This is a genomic window from Kosakonia beeri, from assembly GCF_054165705.1.
Genome location: NZ_CM135106.1, coordinates 1,704,967 through 1,727,008, shown reverse-complemented (window position 1 = coordinate 1,727,008; position 22,042 = coordinate 1,704,967). Strand labels below are relative to the sequence as shown.

Annotated in this window: 16 protein-coding genes; 9 read left to right on the top strand and 7 right to left on the bottom strand. The window is 56.5% G+C overall.

Annotation, left to right across the window (positions count from 1 at the left end):
- The first annotated feature begins 140 nt into the window (after nucleotides 1-140).
- Genes ACUY4S_RS08255 through baeR form a run of 6 tightly spaced genes read left to right on the top strand, consistent with a single transcriptional unit; the run spans nucleotide 141 to nucleotide 11,236 of the window.
- Nucleotides 141-1,373, top strand: a complete 1,233-nt coding sequence (locus ACUY4S_RS08255; protein WP_458022656.1) for an MdtA/MuxA family multidrug efflux RND transporter periplasmic adaptor subunit — start codon at nucleotides 141-143, stop codon at nucleotides 1,371-1,373.
- Entirely contained in the window at nucleotides 1,373-4,495 is a 3,123-nt protein-coding gene (locus tag ACUY4S_RS08250; RefSeq protein ID WP_312687775.1) for an MdtB/MuxB family multidrug efflux RND transporter permease subunit, read from the top strand. The genes ACUY4S_RS08255 and ACUY4S_RS08250 overlap by 1 nt, the downstream gene beginning before the upstream one ends.
- Complete coding sequence (mdtC, locus tag ACUY4S_RS08245) at nucleotides 4,496-7,573, top strand: multidrug efflux RND transporter permease subunit MdtC (RefSeq protein WP_458022657.1); 3,078 nt, start codon at nucleotides 4,496-4,498, stop codon at nucleotides 7,571-7,573.
- Entirely contained in the window at nucleotides 7,570-8,985 is a 1,416-nt protein-coding gene (locus tag ACUY4S_RS08240) for an MFS transporter (protein WP_458022658.1), read from the top strand. The genes mdtC and ACUY4S_RS08240 overlap by 4 nt, the downstream gene beginning before the upstream one ends.
- Nucleotides 8,982-10,517 (top strand): envelope stress sensor histidine kinase BaeS, encoded by a 1,536-nt coding sequence (gene baeS, locus ACUY4S_RS08235; RefSeq protein ID WP_312687781.1) that lies wholly within the window; start codon nucleotides 8,982-8,984, stop codon nucleotides 10,515-10,517. Before ACUY4S_RS08240 ends, baeS begins: the two co-directional genes overlap by 4 nt.
- Nucleotides 10,514-11,236 carry an envelope stress response regulator BaeR gene (gene baeR, locus ACUY4S_RS08230; protein ID WP_312687783.1) on the top strand — a complete coding sequence of 241 codons (723 nt, stop codon included), beginning with the start codon at nucleotides 10,514-10,516 and terminating at the stop codon, nucleotides 11,234-11,236. Before baeS ends, baeR begins: the two co-directional genes overlap by 4 nt.
- 37 nt (nucleotides 11,237-11,273) lie before the next feature.
- Here the strand turns inward: baeR and ACUY4S_RS08225 are convergent, their stop codons facing one another.
- Nucleotides 11,274-11,738, bottom strand: coding sequence for a helix-turn-helix domain-containing protein (locus tag ACUY4S_RS08225; protein WP_458022659.1), 465 nt, complete (start codon nucleotides 11,736-11,738; stop codon nucleotides 11,274-11,276).
- A 281-nt stretch (nucleotides 11,739-12,019) separates the two neighbouring features.
- Here ACUY4S_RS08225 and ACUY4S_RS08220 point away from each other — a divergent pair, with 281 nt between their 5' ends.
- The 3 genes from ACUY4S_RS08220 to yegS all read left to right on the top strand — a co-directional run bounded on the left by ACUY4S_RS08220 (nucleotide 12,020) and on the right by yegS (nucleotide 15,386).
- Nucleotides 12,020-12,748, top strand: coding sequence for a tetratricopeptide repeat protein (locus tag ACUY4S_RS08220; RefSeq protein WP_458022695.1), 729 nt, complete (start codon nucleotides 12,020-12,022; stop codon nucleotides 12,746-12,748).
- 117 nt (nucleotides 12,749-12,865) lie between these two features.
- A complete protein-coding gene (gene trhP, locus ACUY4S_RS08215) occupies nucleotides 12,866-14,224 on the top strand; it encodes a prephenate-dependent tRNA uridine(34) hydroxylase TrhP (protein WP_458022660.1) in 1,359 nt (452 codons plus the stop codon).
- Nucleotides 14,225-14,486: 262 nt separating this feature from the next.
- Entirely contained in the window at nucleotides 14,487-15,386 is a 900-nt protein-coding gene (gene yegS / locus ACUY4S_RS08210; RefSeq protein ID WP_312687789.1) for a lipid kinase YegS, read from the top strand.
- 51 nt (nucleotides 15,387-15,437) lie between these two features.
- Here the strand turns inward: yegS and ACUY4S_RS08205 are convergent, their stop codons facing one another.
- The 6 genes from ACUY4S_RS08205 to ACUY4S_RS08180 form a co-directional block, all read right to left on the bottom strand.
- Nucleotides 15,438-16,211 carry an ABC transporter ATP-binding protein gene (locus ACUY4S_RS08205; RefSeq protein WP_458022661.1) on the bottom strand — a complete coding sequence of 258 codons (774 nt, stop codon included), beginning with the start codon at nucleotides 16,209-16,211 and terminating at the stop codon, nucleotides 15,438-15,440.
- 10 nt (nucleotides 16,212-16,221) lie between these two features.
- A complete protein-coding gene (locus ACUY4S_RS08200) occupies nucleotides 16,222-17,085 on the bottom strand; it encodes an ABC transporter ATP-binding protein (protein ID WP_312687793.1) in 864 nt (287 codons plus the stop codon).
- On the bottom strand, nucleotides 17,057-17,962 hold the full coding sequence (locus ACUY4S_RS08195; RefSeq protein ID WP_458022662.1) for an ABC transporter permease: 906 nt from the start codon (nucleotides 17,960-17,962) through the stop codon (nucleotides 17,057-17,059). Before ACUY4S_RS08195 ends, ACUY4S_RS08200 begins: the two co-directional genes overlap by 29 nt.
- Nucleotides 17,959-18,996: an ABC transporter permease gene (locus tag ACUY4S_RS08190; protein WP_312687797.1), complete on the bottom strand. Its 1,038-nt coding sequence runs from the start codon at nucleotides 18,994-18,996 to the stop codon at nucleotides 17,959-17,961. The genes ACUY4S_RS08195 and ACUY4S_RS08190 overlap by 4 nt, the downstream gene beginning before the upstream one ends.
- Nucleotides 18,993-20,621, bottom strand: coding sequence for an ABC transporter substrate-binding protein (locus tag ACUY4S_RS08185; RefSeq protein ID WP_312687800.1), 1,629 nt, complete (start codon nucleotides 20,619-20,621; stop codon nucleotides 18,993-18,995). The genes ACUY4S_RS08190 and ACUY4S_RS08185 overlap by 4 nt, the downstream gene beginning before the upstream one ends.
- Before the next feature lie 97 nt (nucleotides 20,622-20,718).
- Nucleotides 20,719-21,873, bottom strand: coding sequence for a mandelate racemase family protein (locus ACUY4S_RS08180; protein ID WP_312688216.1), 1,155 nt, complete (start codon nucleotides 21,871-21,873; stop codon nucleotides 20,719-20,721).
- Between the last annotated feature and the right edge of the window lie 169 nt (nucleotides 21,874-22,042).

Sequence of the window (22,042 nt, the reverse complement as noted above, 5' to 3'; positions counted from 1 at the left end):
CAGAATACCCCTAACGCAAATTACCATTCCTTGTATACGTTTCCAGACAGTGTTTCATTTTTCCTCCATTTTTCTGCGGCATAGCATTACTAAACTAGTATTATTGCGGCAATCGTTTTTTGGATGAGATACATATTACGATGAAAGGCAGTGTTAGTTTCAGCCGCGCGATTGTCGCGGTCGTGGTCATCGCGGCGATTGCCGCTGTCTGGTACCACTTCAGTCATAAAGAGAACTCACCTGCTGCAACCGCGCAAATGCAGGGCCCGGGCCCGGGGGGCGGTCGCCATGGTATGCGAGGCGGCGCACTGCCGCCAGTACAGGCGGCTCAGGCAACGCATGAATCTGTACCCCGCTATCTCTCCGGTCTTGGCACTATCACCGCCGTTAACACGGTCACCGTGCGCAGCCGCGTCAGCGGCCAACTGCTGGCGCTCCACTTTCAGGAAGGCCAGCAGGTGAAAGCAGGCGATCTGTTAGCCGAAATCGACCCGAGCGAATTCAAGGTTGCGCTGGCGCAGGCGCAAGGGCAACTGGCGAAAGATCAGGCGACTCTGGCGAATGCCCGTCGTGACCTGGCGCGCTATCAGCAACTGGCGAAAACCAGCCTTGTTTCCCGCCAGGATCTGGATACCCAGCAAGCGTTGGTCACCGAATCAGCCGGTACCGTAAAAGCGGATGAAGCCGCCGTCGCCAGTGCGCAGTTACAACTCGACTGGAGCCGTATTACCGCGCCGGTATCAGGCCGCGTGGGTTTAAAACAGGTTGATATTGGTAATCAAATCAGCAGCAGCGATACGACGGGCATTGTGGTATTGACGCAGACTCATCCCATTGATTTGGTGTTTAGCCTGCCGGAAAGCGACATTGCCACCGTTATGCAGGCGCAGAAAAACGGGCAGGCATTGTCTGTTGAAGCCTGGGATCGCACCAATAAACAGAAGCTCAGCAGCGGTACGCTGTTAAGCCTGGATAACCAGATCGATGCGACAACCGGCACCATCAAGCTGAAGGCCCGTTTTGATAATCAGGATGATTTGCTGTTCCCCAACCAGTTCGTCAATGCGCGAATGCTGGTGTCCACGCAACAAGATGCGGTCGTGATCCCGGCAGCTGCCCTGCAAATGGGTAATGAAGGTAACTTCGTCTGGGTGTTGAATGACAAAAATCAGGTCAGCAAACACATCGTCACGCCAGGGATCCAGGACAGCCAGAAAGTGGTGATCGCCGCCGGGTTATCCGCTGGCGACCGGGTAGTGACAGACGGTATTGATCGTCTGACGGAAGGGGCTAAAGTCGAAGTGGTGGATGCTAAAAGCGCGCAGGAGATACCAGCCAGGCGTGAAAATCCCGCCAGGGGAGCGCGCGCCTGATGCAACTGTTACCGCCAGGGAGAACCGGCGGCCCTTCGCGCCTGTTTATTTTGCGTCCCGTCGCCACCACATTGCTGATGGTGGCCATTCTGCTTGCCGGGATTATCGGTTACCGCTTCCTGCCTGTTTCTGCCTTGCCAGAAGTGGACTACCCCACCATTCAGGTGGTAACGCTCTATCCCGGTGCCAGCCCCGATGTCATGACCTCGGCGGTGACCGCACCGCTTGAGCGCCAGTTTGGGCAAATGTCCGGGTTAAAACAGATGGCATCGCAAAGCTCTGGCGGCGCCTCGGTGGTCACGCTGCAATTCCAGCTCACCCTGCCGCTGGATGTGGCGGAACAGGAAGTGCAGGCAGCCATCAATGCTGCCAACAGTCTGTTGCCCTCCGATCTGCCCAATCCGCCGGTTTATAGCAAAGTGAACCCGGCGGATCCGCCAATCATGACACTGGCAGTCACCTCTTCTGCCCTGCCGATGACGCAGGTGGAAGACATGGTGGAAACCCGGGTCGCGCAAAAAATTTCCCAGGTTTCTGGCGTCGGCCTGGTCACGCTCTCGGGTGGTCAGCGCCCGGCGGTTCGCGTCAAGCTCAATGCGCAGGCAGTCGCCGCGCTGGGATTGACCAGCGAAACCATCCGTACCGCCATCAGTAATGCCAACGTTAACTCGGCGAAAGGTAGTCTCGACGGCCCGACCCGTGCCATCACCCTTTCAGCCAACGATCAAATGCAATCCGCGCAGGAGTACCGTCAGCTGATTGTGGCTTATCAAAATGGCGCACCGATCCGTCTGGGGGATATCGCCACGGTCGAACAAGGGGCAGAGAATAGCTGGCTCGGCGCATGGGCGAATAAGCAACAGGCGATTGTGCTGAACGTGCAGCGCCAGCCCGGCGCGAACATTATCAATACCGCCGACAGTATTCGCACGCTGCTGCCGCAACTGACTGAAAGCCTGCCGAAATCGGTGACCGTGAAAGTGTTGTCTGACCGCACTACCAATATTAGGGCCTCGGTTAGCGATACGCAGTTTGAACTGATGCTGGCCATCGCGCTGGTGGTGATGATCATCTACCTGTTCCTGCGTAATATTCCCGCCACCATTATTCCTGGTGTTGCCGTTCCGCTATCGCTGATAGGTACCTTCGCGGCGATGGTATTTCTGGACTTCTCCATCAATAACCTGACGTTAATGGCGCTCACCATTGCTACCGGCTTTGTCGTGGACGATGCCATCGTGGTCATTGAAAACATCTCGCGATATATCGAAAAGGGCGAAAAACCGCTGGCGGCTGCGCTGAAAGGTGCGGGCGAAATTGGTTTCACCATTATCTCGCTGACTTTCTCGTTGATTGCCGTGTTGATCCCGCTGCTGTTTATGGGCGACATTGTGGGCCGCCTTTTCCGTGAATTCGCCGTTACGCTGGCCATTGCAATCCTTATCTCGGCGGTGGTGTCCCTAACGCTGACGCCCATGATGTGCGCACGCATGCTGAGCGCAGAATCCTTGCGCAAGCAGAACCGTTTTTCGCGTGCCTCCGAGCGTTTCTTCGAGCGGGTGATTGCCGCCTATGGTCGGTTACTGGCCAAAGTGCTTAATCACCCGTGGCTGACGCTGAGCGTCGCCGTGGGCACGTTATTGTTGTCGATCATGTTGTGGGTGGTGATCCCGAAAGGCTTCTTCCCTGTGCAGGACAACGGCATTATCCAGGGGACGCTGCAAGCGCCGCAATCGGCCTCTTTCGCCAGCATGGCCGAGCGCCAGCGCCAGGCAGCAGACGTTATTTTGCGGGATCCGGCGGTAGAGAGCCTGACCTCGTTTGTCGGCGTCGACGGTACCAATCCCTCTCTGAACAGCGCGCGCTTGCAAATCAATCTAAAACCGCTGGATGAACGCGACGATCGCGTGCAAGCGGTGATCGAACGTTTGCAGCAGGCAACGGCGAAAGTGCCTGGAGTCTCGTTATACCTGCAACCGATCCAGGATTTAACCATCGATACTCAGGTCAGCCGCACACAGTATCAGTTCACTTTACAAGCGAACTCGCTGGACGCCCTGAGTACCTGGGTGCCGCAGTTGGTCAGTAAATTAGAGGCGCTGCCGCAGCTCGCCGATGTTAGCAGCGACTGGCAGGATAAAGGCCTGGTGGCCTATGTGAACGTTGATCGTGACAGCGCCAGTCGTCTCGGTATTACCCTGTCGGATGTGGATAACGCCCTTTACAACGCTTTTGGCCAGCGACTGATCTCAACGATTTATACTCAGGCTAACCAGTATCGCGTGGTGCTGGAGCACGATACGGCGCAAACGCCTGGCCTGTCTGCTTTGGATAATATCCGTTTGACCAGCACCGATGGCGGCGTCGTGCCGCTGTCGTCGATTGCCAAAGTTGAACAGCGTTATGCCCCGCTAAGTATCAACCACCTGGATCAGTTCCCTGCCACCACCATCTCTTTTAATGTGGCCGACGGTTATTCACTCGGCGAAGCGGTACAGGCTATTCTCGATAGCGAAACAACGCTCAACTTCCCGACCACCATTACTACCCAGTTCCAGGGCAGTACGCTGGCCTTCCAGGCCGCGCTGGGCAGTACGATCTGGTTGATTGTGGCCGCTGTGGCGGCAATGTATATCGTGCTCGGCGTGTTATATGAGAGTTTTATCCATCCGATCACGATCTTATCCACGCTGCCCACCGCCGGTGTGGGCGCTCTACTGGCACTGTTGATATCCGGTAGCGAACTGGACGTGATAGCCATTATCGGCATTATCTTGCTGATCGGCATTGTGAAGAAAAACGCCATCATGATGATCGACTTCGCCCTCGCCGCCGAGCGTGAAGAGGGCATGTCGCCGCGGGAGGCCATTTTCCAGGCCTGCTTATTGCGTTTCCGCCCGATCCTGATGACCACGCTGGCGGCCCTGCTCGGTGCGTTGCCATTAATGCTGAGCACAGGCGTTGGCGCGGAGCTGCGCCGCCCGCTGGGCATCGGCATGGTCGGCGGCTTACTGGTCAGCCAGGTGCTGACGCTGTTTACCACCCCGGTTATTTATCTGCTGTTCGACCAGCTGGCTTTGTGGGCGAAAAACCGCTTCCCCCGGCGTGAAGAGGAGGCGTAAGTGAAGTTTTTTGCGATCTTCATTTACCGCCCGGTGGCCACGATCCTGATTTCGCTGGCCATTACGCTGTGCGGCATTCTCGGCTTCCGGCTGCTGCCGGTCGCCCCACTGCCGCAGGTGGATTTTCCGGTGATCATGGTCAGCGCCTCGCTGCCCGGCGCCGCGCCGGAAACCATGGCCTCGTCGGTCGCCACGCCGCTGGAGCGCTCACTCGGCCGTATTGCCGGGGTCAGCGAGATGACCTCAACCAGCTCACTGGGCAGCACGCGGATTATTCTGGAGTTTAATTTCGACCGCGATATCAACGGCGCGGCGCGCGATGTCCAGGCTGCGATCAATGCTGCGCAAAGCCTGCTGCCGAGCGGGATGCCCAGCCGCCCGACCTACCGCAAAGCCAATCCGTCTGACGCGCCGATCATGATCCTGACGCTTACGTCAGACACGTACTCGCAGGGCCAGCTGTACGATTTTGCCTCGACCCAGTTAGCGCAAACCATCGCGCAGATCCAGGGGGTCGGCGATGTGGATGTAGGCGGCAGTTCGCTGCCTGCCGTGCGGGTCGATCTCAACCCGCAAGCGCTGTTTAATCAAGGCGTCTCACTGGATGCTGTGCGCACCGCCATCAGCGACGCCAATGTGCGCCGGCCGCAAGGTGCTGTGGAAGATGGTACGCACCGCTGGCAGATTCAGTCCAATGATGAACTGAAAACCGCCGCCGAATACCAGCCATTGATTATTCACCACAATAACGGTGCCGCAGTGCGTTTAAGCGATGTCGCAACAGTCACGGATTCAGTCCAGGACGTGCGCAACGCGGGGATGACCAATGCCAAACCGGCGATTTTGCTGATGATCCGCAAACTGCCGGAAGCCAATATTATTGAAACCGTCGACAGTATTCGCGCGCGCCTGCCGGGGCTGCAAAAGACCATTCCGGCGGCAATTGACCTGCAAATCGCCCAGGATCGCTCTCCGACCATTCGTGCATCGCTCGCGGAAGTCGAGCAAACGCTGATTATTTCCGTTGCGCTGGTGATCCTGGTGGTATTTCTGTTCCTGCGATCGGGGCGGGCAACGCTGATCCCGGCAGTGGCAGTACCGGTGTCGTTAATTGGTACCTTTGCCGCCATGTACCTGTGTGGGTTTAGCCTGAATAACCTGTCGCTGATGGCGCTGACCATTGCCACGGGCTTCGTGGTGGATGATGCCATCGTGGTACTGGAGAACATCTCCCGCCATCTCGAGGCGGGCATGAAACCGTTGCAGGCGGCACTGCAAGGCACGCGGGAAGTGGGTTTTACCGTACTGTCGATGAGTATTTCGCTGGTGGCGGTGTTCCTGCCGCTGCTCTTGATGGCGGGCCTGCCTGGTCGGCTACTGCGGGAATTCGCCGTGACGCTATCCGTGGCGATTGGTATTTCGCTGGCGATCTCGCTGACACTGACTCCCATGATGTGCGGCTGGCTGCTGAAACGCCATCAGCCGCGTTCGCGTACCCGTGAACGCGGCGTAGGTCGCCTGTTGATTGCCCTTCAGCAACACTATGCCCGCTCTTTAAAATGGGTGCTAAACCACGCCCGCCTGGTCGGTATGGTACTGCTCGCCACCATCGCGCTAAATATCTGGATGTATATCACCATCCCCAAAACGTTTTTCCCGGAGCAGGATACCGGTGTGCTGATGGGTGGCATTCAGGCAGATCAGAGCATCTCCTTCCAGGCGATGCGTATTAAGTTGCAGGATTTTATGAAGATCATCCGCGACGATCCGGCGGTGGATAATGTTACCGGTTTTACCGGTGGCTCGCGGGTTAACAGCGGCATGATGTTTATTACCCTGAAATCTCGCGATGTGCGCCATGAAACCGCCCAGCAGGTGATTGATCGTCTGCGTGGCAAGCTGGCGAAAGAGCCGGGTGCGAGTCTGTTTTTAGTGGCAGTACAGGATATTCGCGTCGGCGGCAGACAAGCCAATGCCAGCTATCAGTACGCGCTGCTGTCGGATGATCTGAGCGCGCTGCGCGAGTGGGAGCCAAAGATCCGTAAAGCCCTCGCCGCCCTGCCTGAACTGGCGGACGTGAACTCTGACCAGCAAGATAATGGCGCTGAAATGAATCTGGTTTATGACCGCGCCACCATGTCGCGCCTTGGCATCAGCGTGCAGGAAGCCAACAGCCTGCTGAATAACGCGTTTGGTCAGCGGCAGATTTCGACCATCTATCAACCGTTGAACCAGTACAAAGTAGTGATGGAGGTCGATCCGCGCTACACCCAGGACATAAGCGCGCTGGATAAAATGTTTATCATCAACAGCGAAGGCAAATCGATCCCGCTCTCCGATTTTGCGCACTGGCGTCCGGCCAATGCGCCGCTGTCGGTAAACCATCAAGGATTGTCTGCGGCCTCGACCATCGCATTTAACCTGGCGACCGGCTCGTCGTTATCTCAGGCCAGCGATGCCATTAACCGCACCATGACCCAGCTCGGCGTTCCCTCCAGCGTGCGAGGCAGTTTTGCCGGGACTGCTCAGGTGTTCCAGGAGACGATGAATTCCCAGGTGATCCTGATCCTGGCGGCCATCGCCACGGTCTATATCGTACTGGGTATTTTGTATGAGAGTTATGTCCATCCGCTGACTATCCTCTCAACTCTGCCTTCGGCCGGGGTAGGCGCACTGCTGGCGCTGGAACTGTTCAATGCTCCTTTTAGCCTGATTGCATTAATTGGCATTATGCTATTGATTGGCATCGTGAAGAAAAACGCCATTATGATGGTCGACTTCGCCCTCGAAGCACAGCGCCAGGGTAATCTGAATGCCGAAGAGGCTATTTTCCAGGCCTGCCTGCTGCGTTTTCGCCCGATTATGATGACCACGCTGGCGGCGCTGTTTGGCGCCTTACCGCTGGTGATTTCTGGTGGCGATGGGTCGGAACTGCGTCAGCCGCTGGGGATCACCATTGTTGGCGGTCTGGTAATGAGTCAGTTACTCACGCTGTATACCACGCCAGTGGTCTATCTGTTTTTTGATCGCCTGCGCCTGCGTTTTCGCCGCCATGAGAGAGAGCCCGTTAGTGAATGAATGAACTCCCTAAAAACATACGCTGGCAACTCTGGATCGTCGCCTTTGGCTTCTTTATGCAATCACTGGACACGACGATTGTGAATACCGCCCTCCCCTCCATGGCCACCAGCCTGGGGGAGAGTCCGTTGCATATGCATATGGTGGTGGTTTCTTACGTTCTGACAGTGGCCGTTATGCTGCCCGCCAGCGGCTGGCTGGCGGATCGGGTCGGCGTGCGCAATATTTTCTTCGTCGCTATCGTGCTGTTTACCGCCGGCTCCCTGTTCTGCGCGCAAGCCTCCACGCTCGATCAACTGGTGATGGCGCGTGTGCTACAAGGCGTTGGCGGTGCAATGATGGTGCCTGTCGGCAGGCTGACGGTGATGAAGATCGTGCCGCGCGATCAATACATGGCGGCCATGACCTTCGTCACCCTGCCCGGCCAGGTGGGGCCACTGCTCGGCCCGGCGCTGGGGGGCATGTTGGTGGAGTACGCCTCCTGGCACTGGATTTTCCTGATTAACCTGCCCGTGGGGATTATCGGCGCTATCGCGACCCTCACCCTGATGCCGAATTACACATTGCAAACCCGCCGTTTTGATATCGCCGGTTTTGTTTTGCTGGCTTGCGGCATGGCAACGCTAACGCTGGCTCTCGACGGGCATAAAGGGCTGGGGCTTTCCCCCCTGGCGCTCGCGCTGCTGGTCGCCGTGGGCGCGGTTGCCATTATCACCTACCTGCTGCATGCAAAAGGCAATGATGGCGCATTGTTTAATTTACGTTTGTTCCGTACCCCAACCTTTTCACTTGGTCTGGCAGGCAGTTTTGCCGGGCGAGTGGGCAGCGGCATGTTGCCGTTTATGACGCCGGTGTTTTTACAAATTGGCCTCGGCTTTTCCCCGTTTCATGCAGGGTTAATGATGATCCCCATGGTGCTGGGTAGCATGGGAATGAAACGTATCGTTGTGCAGGTAGTCAACCGTTTCGGCTACCGCCGGGTGCTGGTCTGCTCAACGCTTGGACTGGCATTAGTAAGCTTGCTGTTTATGAGCGTGGCCCTGCTTGGCTGGTACTACGTGTTGCCTGTTGTGTTGTTCTGCCAGGGGATGATTAACTCCATGCGTTTCTCTTCAATGAACACCCTGACGCTCAAAGATCTGCCGGACGAACTGGCCAGCAGCGGCAACAGCCTGTTATCGATGATTATGCAGTTATCAATGAGTATTGGTGTCACTGTCGCGGGTCTGCTGCTGGGGCTCTTTGGCTCGCAGCATCTGTCGGCTGGCAGCGGTATGGCGCATCATGTTTTTCTGTACGCTTATCTCAGCATGGCAGTGGTGATTGCACTACCGGTGTTGCTTTTCGCTCGCGTCCCGGATGACGCCAGCAAAAACGTCGTCATTGCCCGGCGCAAAAGGAGTCAATCATGAAATTCTGGCGGCCGGGCATTACGGCCAAACTGTTTCTCGCCATTTTGACGACCTGCATCGTGCTGCTGATCACCATGCACTGGGCGGTGCGAATCAGTTTTGAGCGCGGCTTTATCGATTACGTTAAGCGGGGTAATGAGCAACGTCTGCAGATGCTGAGCGACTCGCTGGCAGAACAGTACGCCCAGAACGGCAGCTGGCAGTTCTTACGTAACAATAACCGGATGATTTTCCAGTTGCTGCGATCGTTTGAGCGCGAAAATGAGCATGACGAGGATCATGGTGGCAACCCGCCGTACACTAACATTCGTGGCCCTGGAGCCAGTATGGAAGAAGGCATGGGCGGCGAAAGAGATCGTGACATGCCTCCCGTTCCGGAAGGTGAGCCCGAACGGGAACCGGGCCCGCCAGGGCCGGGGATGCCACCGCCTGGCTGGCGCACCCGGTTTTGGGTGGTTGATCTGGACAACAACGTCCTGGTCGGGCCGCGTTCGCCTGTACCGGACGACGGTACCCGCAAAGCCATTCAGGTTAATCACAAGACCGTGGGCTGGGTTATCGCCTCGCCCATTGAGCGGCTGACACGTAATACCGACATCAATTTTGACCGCCAACAACAGCGCACCAGTTGGTTAATTGTGGCGCTTGCCACCCTGCTGGCGGCGATCGCCACTTTCCCGCTGGCGCGCGGCTTGCTGGCACCGGTTAAACGGCTGGTCGAAGGGACGCATAAACTGGCTTCCGGCGACTTTTCAACCCGGGTGACACCCGGCAGCCATGATGAGCTGGGGCGCCTGGCACGCGATTTTAATCTGCTGGCCAGTACGCTGGAGAAAAACCAGCAGATGCGCCGCGACTTTATGGCTGACATCTCCCACGAGTTGCGCACCCCGCTGGCGGTCCTGCGTGGTGAACTGGAAGCGATTCAGGACGGCGTGCGTAAGTTCACTCCCGAGTCGGTGATGTCCTTGCAGGCGGAAGTGGGCACACTTACCAAACTGGTGGATGATTTGCACCAGCTCTCAATGTCTGATGAAGGCGCACTGGCCTATCAGCGTGCGCCGTTGGATGTGGTTTCGCTGCTGGAGATTGCCGCGGGCGCGTTTCGCGAGCGCTTCGCCAGCCGCAACCTGACACTGTCACTGGAAGCGCCACCGCGTGCCATTGTGTTTGGCGATCCTGACAGGCTGATGCAACTGTTCAATAACCTGCTGGAGAACAGTTTACGGTATACCGATGCCGGTGGCGGAACGTCTATCCGGGCGACAACCCAGAATGGCAAGTTGCTCATGTCTTTTGCCGACAGCGCGCCAGGGGTGAGTGATGAGCAGCTAACCCGGCTGTTCGAACGCTTCTATCGCACGGAAGGTTCCCGTAACCGCGCCAGCGGCGGTTCCGGGTTAGGGCTTGCTATCTGTTTAAATATTGTGGAGGCGCACGGTGGCGCTATCCATGCCGCGCACTCGCCTTTTGGCGGGGTTAGCATTACAGTTGAACTACCGCTTGAACGCGAAAAATCGAGAGACATATGACTGAGTTACCCATTGATGAAAACACGCCACGCATTTTGATCGTGGAGGATGAACCCAAGCTGGGGCAGTTGTTGATCGACTATCTGCGCGCGGCCAGCTATGCACCAACGCTGATCAATCATGGTGACCAGGTGCTGGCGTATGTGCGCCAGACGCCACCGGATTTGATGCTGCTTGATTTGATGCTGCCGGGAACCGATGGCCTGACGCTGTGCCGTGAAATTCGCCGTTTCAGCAATGTGCCCATCATTATGGTGACCGCGAAAATCGAAGAGATTGACCGCCTGCTGGGGCTGGAGATTGGCGCAGATGATTACATCTGCAAACCTTACAGCCCACGCGAAGTAGTGGCGCGGGTGAAAACCATTCTGCGCCGCTGCAAACCACAACGTGAGCTGCAGGCGCTGGATGCAGAAAGCCCACTAATCGTAGACGAGGGGCGTTTTCAGGCGAGCTGGCACAACAAATTGCTGGATTTAACACCGGCGGAGTTCCGCCTGCTGAAGACCCTCTCCAGCGAGCCGGGTAAAGTCTTCTCTCGCGAGCAGCTGCTCAATCATCTTTATGATGACTACCGTGTAGTGACCGACCGGACAATAGACAGCCATATCAAGAATCTGCGCCGTAAACTGGAAGCGCTGGACGAGGAGCAATCTTTCATCCGCGCGGTGTATGGCGTGGGGTATCGCTGGGAAGCAGACGCCTGCAAACTGGCATAACCGCGCGTGTCGGGCGGGCTAACCGCCCGGCACAGGCTTATTTGCGCACCAGACGCTGTAAACGCTGCTTTTGCCACTGCGCAATCCACCCGTCAAACACAAACAAGCGCAACCCTTTCACCAGCAACAATCCTCCCCACATTGCCGCCACCCACAGTGACCAGATGCTTTCCGGCGCAGTACTGCGATTCAGGAAAAAGAGAAAAACGCAAACAATCCCCCCCGTCAGCAGCGAACGCCAGAATTTACCCTCGGCCTCGACCTTTTCCCGCGCGGCTTGCACCCGTTGATCCAGCGCGTCGTCACCCGCTTCATCCTGGCCGGACAACGCCGTCACACTCACGCCGAAGACGGCTGCCAGTGCACTCAATGTCTCCAGTGAAGGATGATCGCCATTCTCAATACGCTGCACCGTTCTGACACTCAACGCGGCCATCTCTGCAAGCTGCTCCTGAGACCAGGCGCGGGCAAGACGCAGCGTTTTTACTTTATTGCTACTCATCTTTTCTCTCCACAGATAACCGGCTTGCAGTGTCGCTTAATCCTGGCGCCGGGAACACGATCCTGACCCGACAGCCGCCCGACACGGCCCCGACAGCCCACCGTCAGTATAAGCCGGGAAGCAACACAGGCGACAGACCCATCTTTACTGGTAGGGTATTTTACCGCGAACAAGGGCACCATCCTCTGTATGATAGCTCCCGCAAAAATGGCCGTTTTATCGAGAGTCATAACACCAGGCGATGCGGCAAATCGCGTGGCCCACAAAAAAGGAAAGGGATGATGAGGAAATATGGTTACGGCGCGCTGACGCTGCTGTTTGCTGCGTTTGGCTGCCAGGCGGAGATTACCGAGGCTCAAATCGCCGCCGACTGCGCCAAAATTACCGATTACGCCAAACAGGGCAACCAATATTATCAGGCCAAAAATTACCCCAAAGCCAGAGAGGCTTTCGAACAGCAAGCCGCATGGATTGAGCAATGTGAATATGGCAAAGATCAGCCCAATGATGTGCTCATGGCCACGGCTTACAATAACGTGGCGCTGACGTGGATCCGCCAGGGCGAATATCGCAAGGCACAAGCCTGGCTGCAAATCATGCCGGACGATCAGAAGTCGCAGTACAATCTGTCGCGCATTCAGGACAAGCTGAAAGCGCTGCCCAAGCCGACCTCTGCCGCCGGGGAGTACTGGCAATACGCCGGGCGTGGTGAATGGGAAGTGCTGACGCTGAAAGCAGAAGGCAATGCGCGCTATCAGGCCGATTGGGCAGGTTACTCGTTTGGGATCATGGGGCTTTATTCCGGGCCAAACCTCGGGGAGTTCTCCGAGAAAGTGACGCTTACAAACGGTAAAGGCGACATTAAGCTGCATGATGATATTTCGCAATGCACCATTTCGCTGGCGCTATCGGCAGATATGCAAACCCTGGAAGCCCAGACCGATGACCCGATGAATTGCGGTTTTGGTCATAACGTCAGTGCCGACGGTAAATACCTGCGCGTGCAGTAACGCGCAGGTTTACTCCCCCCGCCCGCAGCGCTACAATTCCCGCCCTAAATTTAGGGGAACTCCCCTACGGCTTCACCCCGGTGAAGCTATCTGACCTGTCATCAGAATGAGAACATCATGTTTAAACCGGAACTCCTTTCCCCGGCGGGAACGCTGAAAAATATGCGTTACGCTTTCGCCTACGGCGCAGATGCCGTTTACGCGGGCCAGCCGCGCTATTCCTTGCGCGTGCGTAATAACGAATTCAACCACGAAAACCTGCAAATCGGCATTAATGAAGCCCATGCGCTGGGCAAGCAATTTTACGTGGTGGTGAATATTGCTCCGCATAACGCCAAGCTGAAAACGTTTATCCGCGACCTGAAACCGGTGGTGGATATGGGGCCGGATGCGCTGATCATGTCCGATCCGGGGTTAATCATGATGGTGCGCGAAAACTTCCCGCACATGCCAATTCACCTCTCCGTTCAGGCGAATGCCGTCAACTGGGCAACGGTGAAGTTCTGGCAACAAATGGGTCTGAGCCGGGTGATCCTTTCCCGTGAACTGTCGCTGGAAGAGATCGAAGAGATTCGCACCCAGGTGCCGGATATGGAAATTGAGATTTTCGTTCACGGCGCACTGTGCATGGCCTACTCCGGTCGCTGCCTGCTGTCGGGTTATATCAATAAACGCGACCCGAACCAGGGCACCTGCACCAACGCCTGCCGCTGGGAATACAAGGTGCAGGAAGGCAAAGAAGACGCCATTGGCAATATCGTCCATGTTCATGAGCCGATCCCGGTGCAAAACATCGAACCTACACTGGGCGTCGGCGCGCCGACCGACAAAGTGTTTATGATTGAAGAGGCCCAGCGTCCGGGTGAGTACATGACCGCGTTTGAAGACGAGCATGGTACTTACATCATGAACTCGAAAGATCTGCGCGCCATCGCGCATGTTGAGCGGCTAACAAAAATGGGCGTGCACTCGCTGAAAATTGAAGGCCGCACGAAGTCTTTCTACTACTGTGCCCGCACTGCGCAGGTGTACCGTAAGGCCATTGACGATGCCGCCGCAGGTAAACCGTTCGACGCCTCGCTGTTAGAAACGCTGGAAGGACTGGCGCACCGCGGTTATACCGAAGGTTTCTTGCGCCGCCATACCCATGATGATTATCAGAACTACGAGTACGGTTACTCCGTCTCCGAGCGCCAGCAGTTCGTTGGCGAATTTACCGGCGAACGCAAAGGCCACCTCGCGGCAGTGGCGGTCAAAAACAAATTCTCGGTGGGCGATAGCCTCGAACTGATGACGCCGCAGGGCAACGTCAATTTTACCCTTGAGCATATGGAAAACGCCAAAGGCGAAGCCATGCCTGTCGCCCCTGGCGACGGATACACAGTCTGGTTGCCCGTACCGGAAGATATGGCGCTGGAATACGCATTGTTGATGCGTAATTTTACCGGGCAGTCGACGCGAAATCCGCACGCCTGAGTGCAGAGGGATAGTTAAGCACGGTTATTTATTGCAGGGTAAGATTCTTAGAATCGGATCACATACCGTTGCGGTTAATATGGGTATTATCGCTGTCGCTGAAAAACATAACCCATAAATGCTAGCTGTACCAGGAACCACCTCCTTAGCCTGCGTAATCTCCCTTACGCAGGCTGATTTTTTCTCTCTTCATCCGCTTTTCCTCAACTACCCTTTTTCATGAGATACACTTTCTAATGTTATTCAGCCAGGATGAAAAAGGATGCGCAAATTTCCCACAAGCTTATTGATCCTCAACGGTAAAAGCGCCGGTGACGAGACGCTACGCGAGGCAGTGACACTCCTTCGCGAAGAAGGTATGGATATTCAGGTTCGGGTTACCTGGGAAAAAGGCGATGCCGGACGTTACGTCAAAGAGGCAGAGCAGCTTGGCGTCGCAACGGTGATTGCGGCCGGTGGCGACGGAACCATCAACGAAGTGGCAACAGCGTTGGTGGAATGCGCAGGCGACGCTGTACCGGCACTGGGCATTTTACCGCTCGGCACCGCCAATGATTTTGCTACCAGCGCCGCCATACCCGAAACGCTGGATAAAGCGCTGCAACTGGCGATTGTTGGCAAAGCCGTACCGGTAGATATCGCCAGGGTTAATGATGAAACCTGTTTTATTAATATGGCGACGGGCGGCTTTGGGACGCGCATTACCAGCGAAACGCCGGAAAAACTGAAAGCGGCGCTAGGCGGAGTGTCTTACCTGATCCACGGATTGATGCGCATGGATATGCTGAAAGCCGACCGCTGTGAAATTCGTGGCGACAATTTTCACTGGCAGGGCGATGCGCTGGTGATTGGCATAGGTAACGGGCGCCAGGCGGGCGGCGGGCAACAGCTTTGCCCGCAGGCGTTGATCAACGATGGCTTATTGCAGTTGCGTATTTTTACCGGCGATGAACTGCTGCCTGCCCTGTTCACCACCCTGACACAGCCGGATGACAACCCGCACATTGTCGACGGTCAGTCGGCGTGGTTTGAAATCAGTGCCCCTCATGAGATCACTTTTAACCTCGACGGCGAACCGCTGCGCGGCGAACATTTTCGCATAGAAGTGTTACCCAACGCCTTGCAATGCCGGCTGCCGCCAGATTGCCCGTTACTGCGCTAGTCGCACGCCAGGCCGGATCAGGCACAACTGCCTTCTCCGGCCTGCCTTCCTTTAATACGCTGCCACTTCCCGCGCCATTTCACGGCTGTAGCGCTGGCTGGCATTGACCAGCATTTGCGTATACGGCGTTTGCGCTGCCCCGCTGACCAGGTCATCCACCGTGAGCGTTTCCAGGATCCTGCCGTGTTGCATCACCGCGACTTTCTGGCACAGGTGGGCAATCACGCCAAGGTCGTGGGTGACCATCAGGTAAGTCAGGTGCGACTCCTGATGCAATGCCGCCAGCAAATTGAGGATCTCCGCCTGCACCGACACATCCAGCGCCGAGGTCGGCTCATCCAGTAGCAGTACGCGAGGCTCAAGGATCAGCGCCCGGGCAATCGCCACACGCTGACGCTGCCCGCCAGAGAGTTGATGAGGATAGCGATCGCGAAACGCGCGGCTCAATCCGACCTTATCCAGCAAGGTATTCACACGCCGATCGCGGTCGTGAATGCCATGAATGTGTAGCGGCTCTTCAAGAATATCGCCAATGGTATGGCGCGGGTGCAGCGACCCGTAGGGATCCTGAAACACCATTTGTACCAGCCGGCAACGCGGCTGACTAAGGCGTTTTTCCAGCGGCTGATGATTGATGGAAAGCGCGCCATCCCAGTGGGTAAACAGCCCGGCAAGGCACTTCAGCACGGTGGTTTTACCCGACCCAGATTCCCCGACCAGGCCGAAGATCTCGCCAGTCTGCACCGAAAAACAGACATCGCTCAGTACCTGGTTCCGCTTCTCCCCTTCGCCAAACGCCAGGTTGAGGTTTTGCACAGTGATCATTTTGCGCTCCTTATTCGCCCAGCCAGCTGGCCTGGCGCTGCAACACCGGCAGTACCGGGCGGCGATGATGAATTTCCGGCAGGGCGTGGATCAGCCCCTGCGTATAGGGGTGTTGCGCCTGATCTAAGTCTTTCGCCGCAATGGACTCCACGACACGCCCGGCGTACATCACCAGCACCCGGTCACAAAAACTGCGCACCAGGTTGATATCGTGACTGATGAAAATCAGCCCAAGGCCGCGTGACTGGACCAGATCATCCAGCAATCCCAGCACCTGCAAGCGCACAGAGACATCAAGCGCCGAGGTTGGCTCATCAGCAATGACCAGTTCCGGGTCGGTGATCAGCATCATCGCAATCATGATGCGCTGCCCCTGACCGCCCGAGATCTCGTGCGGGTAGAGATGATAAACACGCTCTGGCTGGCGAATACGCACCACATCCAGCATTTCAAGTACTTTGGCCTTTGCGTCAGCTTTCTTACCCGGATGATGCGTTAACCAGGCTTCGGCAATCTGGTCGCCCACGCAAACTACCGGGTTCAGCGAATATTTCGGATCCTGCATAATCATCGAAATCCGTTTGCCACGAATGCCGCGCATTTGCGCTTCATCCACTTTCAACAGGTCGATATTGCCAAACTGCATGCTGTCGGCATGAATGCGCGCTTTTGCCGGGTGCAGACGCAGTAATGCCCGCCCGACGGTAGATTTTCCGGAACCGGACTCACCAACAATCGCCAGTTTTTCCCGCCCAAGCGTGAAAGAGACACCACGCACCGCATGCGTGACTGCCTGGCCGTTGACAAAGTCGACATGCAGATTTTGCACATCAAGAAGCGGCGAATTATTCGCTGCGAGGATCGAGGATGTCACGTAAGCCGTCTCCCAAGAAGTTAAACGCCAGACTGTTGATTAAAATCGCCAGCCCCGGAATGGTTACTACCCACCAGCACTCCATCATGTAAGTGCGCCCACTGGAGATCATCGCGCCCCATTCCGGATCCGGCGGCTGCGCCCCCAGTCCTAAGAAGCCCAATCCGGCGGCGGTAAGGATGATACCGGCCATATTCATGGTGATACGGATAATCACCGACGGCAGACAGAGCGGCACAATGTGATGCCACAGCACCCGCACCGGCGAGGCTCCCTGCAAGCGTACCGCTGAAATAAAATCGGCCTGCCGCAACGACAGTGTTTCGGCCCTCGCCAGACGCGCAATTGGCGGCCAGGCGGTGAGTGTAATGGCAATCACCACATGCTCAAGACCCGGGCCAAGTGCCGCCACAAACGCCAGCGCCAGCACCAGGCTTGGGAAAGAGATAAAGATATCGGTCACGCGCATCAGGATCGTATCGACCTTGCCGCCAAAGTAACCGGCGGTAACGCCCAGCAGCAGGCCGAGCGGGCCCACGGTAACGGACACCAGCAACACGATGTAGAGCGTAATCCGCGAGCCATAAACCAGCCGGCTAAAGATATCGCGCCCGAACTCATCAGTGCCGAACCAGTGCGCGGCGCTGGGTGGCGAAAGCGCGCTGTCCAGATCCTGCACCAACGGGTTGTAGGGTGCGATAAACGGCGCAAAGAGCGCCACAATGAGCAGCAGCAAAACAATGCCGCCACCGATAGCGGTCAGCGGATTACGCGCCATTTTGCCAACAAAACCCGCCGCGCGTCCGACGCGCTTTCTCAGCCGCACATGACGCTCATGGCGGGCAGAAGAAACCGGCGAATCAAAAGAGACCGTCATGATTTCGTCCTCGGATCAAAGAGTTGGTACAGCATGTCGGAGAGCAGATTGAGCAGCACGAAGATCACCCCGACCAGGAGCACACAGCCCATCACCGCGTTCATATCACCCAGCAGCAGGCTGCCGGTCAGGTAAGAGCCAAACCCCGGCCAGGAAAAGACGGTTTCAATCAATACCGCCCCTTCCAGCAATGCGCCATAAGCCAGCGCCACCACCGTTAACAACTGCACCAGGATATTGCGAAAGGCGTGATTCCAGATCACCTGCCGCTCGGTCAGCCCTTTCACCCGCGCGGTAATAATGAACTCCTGTGACAGCTGCGCCAGCATAAAACTACGGGTCATACGGCTGATGTACGCCAGCGAATGAAAACCAAGCAACGAAGCAGGTAACACCAGATGGTTGAGCGCATTCCAGAACACCTGACCATTGCCCGCCAGCAACGCATCGACGGTCATAAGCCCGGTGCGACGCGGCACCACACCGTCCAGCCCAAGATCCAGCCGCCCGGCACCGCCAACCCACCCCAGCCAGGCGTAGAACAGCAGCAACCCCATCATGCCGACCCAGAAAATCGGTGTGGAATAACCTGCCAGGCTGATAATGCGCACCACATAGTCAGAGAGACTGTTACGGCGGGCGGCGGCCAGCACGCCGAGCGGGATCCCTAAACCCGCCCCCACGAGAATCGCCATCGTTGCCAGTTCCAGCGTCGCCGGGAAGACACGAACAATGTCGTCCAGCACGGGCTTACCGGTCAGCAGTGCATTCCCCAGGTTGCCATGCAGGAGATTATTCAGGTAAATGCCAAACTGAGTGAGCAGCGACTTATCAAAACCTAACTGCTGGTAGACCTGCTGGTAGGTGCTTTGATCCGCATCCGGGCCGACAATCGCCAGAACCGGGTCGACAGGCATTACCCGGCCGATAAAGAACGTCAGCAGCAATAAACCAAACAGCGTGACAATAACCTGCGTCAGCCGTTTTGACAGACGTCTGGCCCGCGAGCCAGGCGCAAGTATCAGCGTACTCATCCTTTCTCTCCTCCGGTAGACGGGCTTTTATAGACTTCGCGCAGGAAGGTGGTTGCCGAGGGGTGCGACTGGAAATTTTTCACGTCATTACGCACTACCACCGAATCCACCATTTGCGACAACGGGATAAGGGCCGGTATAAGCTGGTCATACCGCAACTGGATTTGCTGATAGTCGGTTTTCTGCTTCTCCGGGTCGCGCTCCAGTAGGGCCTTGTCGATCATCTCATTCAGCGGCTTGTCATAAAAACTGGTACGCCAGCCCTGAAAATTGGTCAGCCGCGCTTCATCGCTGTTGTCCGGGTTATAGACCAGCGCGCGCAGGCTGGAATGGGGGTGCGGCTCAACGCCGCTGCCGCCGCGACCGACCAGCATGTCGAATTTCCGTTCACGCATCGCACCGTAAATCTGGTTGCCAGTGCCGGTGACGATTTTGGCGTTGATCCCTGCCTGCATCAGTGTCGACTGCACGGCAATGGCGATATTCAAAAACGGCTGATCGGCCAGTACCCGAAGAGTGGTATCAAAACCGTCCGGATAACCGGCTTCTGCCAGTAACTTTTTAGCGCGGGGGATATCCAGCCGGTACCCAGGATCTGGCAAGGTCGAGGGCATACCCGCTTTAATAGGGCGCTGATGCAGCACACCGTAACCCGGCATCAAGGCTTTATTTATGCCCTGATAATCAATCAGGTAACGCACTGCTTCGCGCACTTTCGGGTTAGCAAAATGCGGCTCTTTCATGCTCATCGCCACGTAATACACCGTGCCCTTTTGCACCGCTTCTACCGTGACATTGGGGTCTTTACGTAGCGCATTGATATCGGACACCGCCATATTGTTGGCGATATCCAGATCGCCTTTCGCCAGCATCAGACGCAGGGTTTGCGACTCCTGGAAGTGGCGCAGCACCACGCGGCTGAGCTTCGGCGCTTCACGCCAGTAGCCCGGGTTGCGCTTCATACGCAGGACATCTTTTGCCTGCCAGGTTTCCAGCATAAAGGGGCCGGATCCCGCCTCATTGGTGGTCAGCCAGCGGTTGCCCCAGTCATTATTCACGGCATGGCTTTGCACCGTTTTGCTGTCCAGCACCCCCAGATTACCCAGCGCGCCCAGTGAATAAATCACCAGTTGCGGATCGTTGGCCTTAGGCAGACGAATTTGTACCGTGTAGGCATCCGGGGCGGAAATCTGGTCATCAATATTTTTCTTACTGAAACCGTAAGATTTCCATACCGAGGCCTGCGCAAGGTTAAGATGCAGCAAACGGCGCATCGACCACACCACATCCTCTGAGGTCAGCGGATTCCCGGAATGAAATTTGACGTTTTTGCGCAGATGAAAGGTCAGCGTTTTGCCATCCGGACTGATCGCCCACGACTCTGCCAGCGCCGGTTTGACGTTGGTCTGTTCGTTCGGATCCAGTTCCACCAGCGAGTCGTAAAGATTAACCACAATACCGACCACTTCGTTGCCGGTCATGGCCGCCGGATCGAGAGTCAGCAGGTTGTTCATGTTCATGCCAATGATGAGCTGGTCGGGCGGTGTCGCTGCACGCGCCGCTCCACTCCCCATCATCAGCGAGAGCGCAACGAGACACGCTCCGGCAAGCGAGGATTTTTTCATCTTTGTCTACCGTTTGTAGGGTACGTTTTGCCAGATGGCTACTGCCTTACCGGCTTGCGTGGCCCGAAAGTCAGTGCTTCCGGGCTATTGTTATGGGTCAGTCGTGGCTGAGCGTATTGGCTTCGATATAGGCAAAATTGATGTCTTCACCGAGCCCGGGGCGCTGTGGCAGATGGACATAACCGTCCTCATCCATCGGATCGACAAGACTATTGAGGTAGGCCGCCGGTTGGTCGTAATCCAGGAACGGATGCAACAGCCCGCGCTCATACCAACGGCAGTTACGGATAGCACCAATTACCGCCAGACTTGCCGCCCCGTTACCGTGGACTTCACAATCCATGCCAAACGATTCGGCAAGGTTGGCGACTTTCAGCGTCGGCGAGATACCGCCTACGCCATTCGCCCCGGCACGCAGGATGTCGCAGGCCCCCGCTTTCACCCAATCGGCGCGGCTGTGATGTTTACCTCCCAGGCTTTCCGGCCCGATGACGGGAATCGACAGGTTTTCCGCCAGCCAGGCGTAAGAGGACATGCTCTCCTCTTCCATCGGCTCCTCAAACCAGGCGAAGTTGAGTTTCTCCAGCGCCTTGCCGATGTAGAGCGCTTCGGTACGGCTGTACCAGTGATAGCCATCAATCATTAAATCGATATCCGGCCCTACCGCCTCACGCACCGCGGCGCAGGCTTTCACGTCCATCTTTGGGTCTGGCGCGAATTTGACGGGCGGCATCCAGGTATGCAGTTTGATGGCTTTATAGCCCCGGGCCACCAGTTGTTCGGCAAACGCGGCATACTCTTCCGGGGTCGACAGCCCGCCCTCCAGTTCATCGCCGCACATGGTGCTGCCATAGGCCGGGACTTTATCGCGGTAGCCACCCAACAATTTATAAACGGGCATATTGAGTTTACGGCCAATCAAATCCCACAGTGCCTGCTCGACAAAAGACAGTGCGCGTTCGGTCAGCTGATGAGCGCTGCCACGCTGCCAGTGCACCAGATCCTGCCAGATGCGTTCACGGTTAAACGGATCCTGACCCACCATCACTTTGCGGAAAAACGCATTAAGGACAAAGGGACGCACCACTTCCGGCGGCGCAAACGAATACCCTTTGCTGCCATCGTCTGCAGTAATGGTCAGCATGGCCATTTTCGCCTGCGTCTCCGGGCCGGGATGAGAGTGCCCGGCGCTGTCGGAAACCCGTCGCGTTGGGTGCTGAAAGACGGTGACATTTACAGATTCAATTTTCATCATGGATCCTTGGTGTTTTTGAAAAGCTGTTTCATTACAAAATATATGCACAAAAATACGCCGTATCCTCGGACAATCTCCGCTAAGCGGCGGTCATTTTCTGGGCATACGCACAAGGATGCGTGACATTTTTCACAAAAGGTTACGGAAATGTGATGAAGATCGGGAA